Here is a 3,134-nt window from a genome sequence, read left to right as displayed (position 1 = left end):
TCTTGAATGACCGACACTAAGTGCGAAAGTGTTCTCTTATGACGATAAACATCTCGCTTTACAGGTATCGGTCCTCCGGTTTTAATCCGAATATAATGACGTGTCATCAAAATACCTCTCAGTAAAAATTATTACTATTGATATTATATATATTGTGTAGTATAGTGCACTGATGGTAGCGATAATAAAAACAACAGATGAATTCGATAACTGGTTAGAAAAACTTAAAGACAGAAAAGCTGCTAATATAATTCTTGCAAGGCTTCATAGAATTCGTTCAGGGCTTTTGGGTGATGCAAAGTTTTTTAATGGTATAGGTGAATTACGTATCCACTATGGTGCTGGTTACCGAATTTATTTTACAAAAAAAGGCGATAAAATCATTATATTGCTTTGTGGTGGTGACAAATCCACACAATCCAGTGATATTCAAAAAGCCTTATCTCTTTTAGAGGATCTTAAAAATGAAATTGAAAACCTTTAACTTTGAAAAACACCTCACAACACCAGAATCTCAAGAAGTCTTTTTAAATGAAGCCTTTAAAACTGGTGATGCCTCTCATATAGCGGATGCCCTTGGTATTGTTGCTAGAGCACAAAATATGAGTGCCTTAGCAAAAGAAACCAATCGCGAACGCAGTGGATTATACCGCTCTTTAAGCAAAACAGGTGATCCTAAACTTTCTACCTTAGTCGCTGTCTTATCTGCCCTTAATTTACAACTCTCTGTACAATCTGCTCCATAAATCGTGAGGGGAATTAAGCCTTCCCCTATACCTCTCAACGATTGGTCACGAATTGCACGACCACAACACACTCACCAGCCTCGGTTGTTTTATCCCGTGTTGCATAAAGCGTAAGCTCTTGATCTTCTGGAACAAACTCTTTTTGGTTGGTTGATGTAAAATCTTGAGTGCTTTGGGTTTTGATATCCTTTTCACTAAACTCATTACCACCATAGGTGCTGCCTATCTTTAATTTCGCATCCGAAAACGCTGTCTTCACAAACGCTTTAATCGAAAGGATCATTGCACCACGCGGTAAAGTCCCGATTTTGCGCGTCAAATGCTTATCTTTATGCGAGATATTCAAACGCAAAAAACTGACCTGATGTGTATGAAGATCTCTGCCGTGTAAGTGTCCTGTTACGCCATCTACCATGTCCTATTTCCTTTCCTCATCACTCAACTTCACCGCTGTAGGTGGGGATAACTATCGTTCCAAAATCTTGGGCTCCTTGTGCTCTTCCGGGCATTTGGAAACGCGTTTTCTTCATGCCCATAATTGTATGCACTCCAAAACCGTATTCGCGTTTGTAGTCGAAGGTTTCTTCTTCGATTTTATAGCGGGTCTTACCGTAACTCTTACCAAATGCCATAACGACACTTTGCGCTCCAAGCAAAACAGCACGGCGCACACCTGCAAGACGTGTACTATCCGTGGATTTAACACCATTGGTGACATGCTCTGATTCACGTAAAATCACACCGTTGTACATGCCTAGAGAACCATCAAAGATTGGGTTTTTGGAACGCGAACCGGTATAAGCAGCTTTCTGAATATCAAGCCATTGACCCGTCTCTGTATTAGTGCGCAATTGTGTCACCTGAATGGGATGCAAATACAACACATAAACACTCTCGCCATTCACGCGAACCGGTCTAATTTTAGGATTCGCTAGCTTAGCGCACTGAACCGCTTCATCTATCAATTTAAGATTAAAGCTGTGTTTGGCTTTTTCTGTAAGCTCTTCATCCTTGGTTTTTGCTTCTGGTCGCACAATGCGCTTACTGCTTGGAGCTAATGGTGCATTAAAGCCCCAAAAAAGAGGATCAAGATCAACCAGTTCTCCCTCAAAATTAAGCCTGTTGGCTGTATAACCGCAAGCGTGAACGAAAAACATCAAACTCAAACGGTCCGCATACCAATCTGATAAACTGTTTTTGGCTTCTTCGCGCAAATTAAACAATGTGCGCTGATTATCAATAGTGCCTTCATTGGCAATTCTTGTTCCATGATAAAGTTCATTGATATACAGTTTATCATGAAGGAATTGTAGTGCCTCTTCATTGCCTTCAAGGGTTTCACCCTCACTCACACCACGTCCTGATAACTGAGCTCGCAGACTAAATGTTACACAATCCCCTTTGCCTTTTTGCGTCTCTGTTTTCACCTGAATAATGCTATTGGAATCCTGCCCCATCAAAGGAGCAATAGGAGTTGCTTTGGAGACCTCCGCATCAAGAATTCTCGCCCATGTTTTTAACGCATGGGGATCATTAATCCCTATATGTGTTGTTGCCATTTATTTCACCTTTCTTTGCTATAAAAAAACCGGCTTAAAGCCGGACCACCAACCCGCACCAAAGGCGGCTTATTCTCTAAAAGTCTTTCACTTAATCTTCATCATCTGCACCACTCAATTTGCGTATAAGCACTCGGTTCTTTGGATTACTGTACCACGCTTGAAACTCTTTATCCGTCATAGCGTCCATCGTTTCCCATGAAAGTGGACCCGTCACGCCCCCTCCACCAGATGCCGTTAAGGTTCTCGCAGAATTCTGCCGACTTTGAAGTTCTGCAACTTGATTATTCGCTTGCACTGCTTGGTTCTGATAGCCAAGGTTTTGTGCTATTCTATAAATTTCTTCTGCCGGATTGAGATCTCTTTGTGCACAAGTCGCTACAAGCGCATGCAATTGATCTCTTATAATCGCATCTATTGTGTTTTGTTGTCCATACTCAGGATAAAGTGATGACCAAGAACTCAATTCCTTTGCGCGTGCCTCATAAAGAAAATTTGCCGCGGCATCAAAATCACTGGATTTATTTTGAAACGACTTAACAGAATTATTAAAAAATTCACCAAGACGCATATCGTGCTGCTGCTGTTCCTCAGCTTGTCTTAGCGCTTCTTTCTGTTCCCTAATATACGCATCCTGCTCTCGAATCTTTTTTCCCATCCAACTCATATAGCCAATAATGTCTTGTGTAGGGTCTGGGGGTGCATTTTCACCTTCAACCATTGGCGTCTGGGATTGGGGTTCATAAAACTTGACAAGCGCTTCACGGGCTTGTTTGGCTTGTTGCTCCATACGCTGCTGTTCTATACTAGGAACAATCTCTGAAGGTTT

At 41.6% G+C, this 3,134-nt stretch carries 5 protein-coding genes; 2 read left to right on the top strand and 3 right to left on the bottom strand.

Annotation, left to right across the window (positions count from 1 at the left end):
* The first annotated feature begins 172 nt into the window (after positions 1-172).
* Positions 173-484 carry a type II toxin-antitoxin system RelE/ParE family toxin gene (locus ACFINZ_RS09220; protein WP_017196508.1) on the top strand — a complete coding sequence of 104 codons (312 nt, stop codon included), beginning with the start codon at positions 173-175 and terminating at the stop codon, positions 482-484.
* A complete protein-coding gene (locus tag ACFINZ_RS09215; RefSeq protein WP_273788712.1) occupies positions 465-746 on the top strand; it encodes an addiction module antidote protein in 282 nt (93 codons plus the stop codon). The genes ACFINZ_RS09220 and ACFINZ_RS09215 overlap by 20 nt, the downstream gene beginning before the upstream one ends.
* Before the next feature lie 34 nt (positions 747-780).
* Here the strand turns inward: ACFINZ_RS09215 and ACFINZ_RS09210 are convergent, their stop codons facing one another.
* The 3 genes from ACFINZ_RS09210 to ACFINZ_RS09200 form a co-directional block, all read right to left on the bottom strand.
* The gene (locus ACFINZ_RS09210) at positions 781-1,161 is read right to left on the bottom strand and encodes a hypothetical protein (RefSeq protein ID WP_375643680.1); all 381 of its coding nucleotides are present in this window, start codon (positions 1,159-1,161) and stop codon (positions 781-783) included.
* Positions 1,162-1,180: 19 nt separating this feature from the next.
* Positions 1,181-2,305: a N4-gp56 family major capsid protein gene (locus ACFINZ_RS09205; protein ID WP_273788714.1), complete on the bottom strand. Its 1,125-nt coding sequence runs from the start codon at positions 2,303-2,305 to the stop codon at positions 1,181-1,183.
* A gap of 91 nt (positions 2,306-2,396) precedes the next feature.
* A partial coding sequence (locus ACFINZ_RS09200; RefSeq protein WP_375701374.1) for a hypothetical protein occupies positions 2,397-3,134 on the bottom strand: 738 nt, incomplete at its 5' end.

Source organism: Bartonella sp. AA81SXKL (assembly GCF_042196945.1).
In the GTDB taxonomy this organism is placed as follows: domain Bacteria; phylum Pseudomonadota; class Alphaproteobacteria; order Rhizobiales; family Rhizobiaceae; genus Bartonella.
This window is presented reverse-complemented; position numbering and strand designations above follow the sequence as displayed.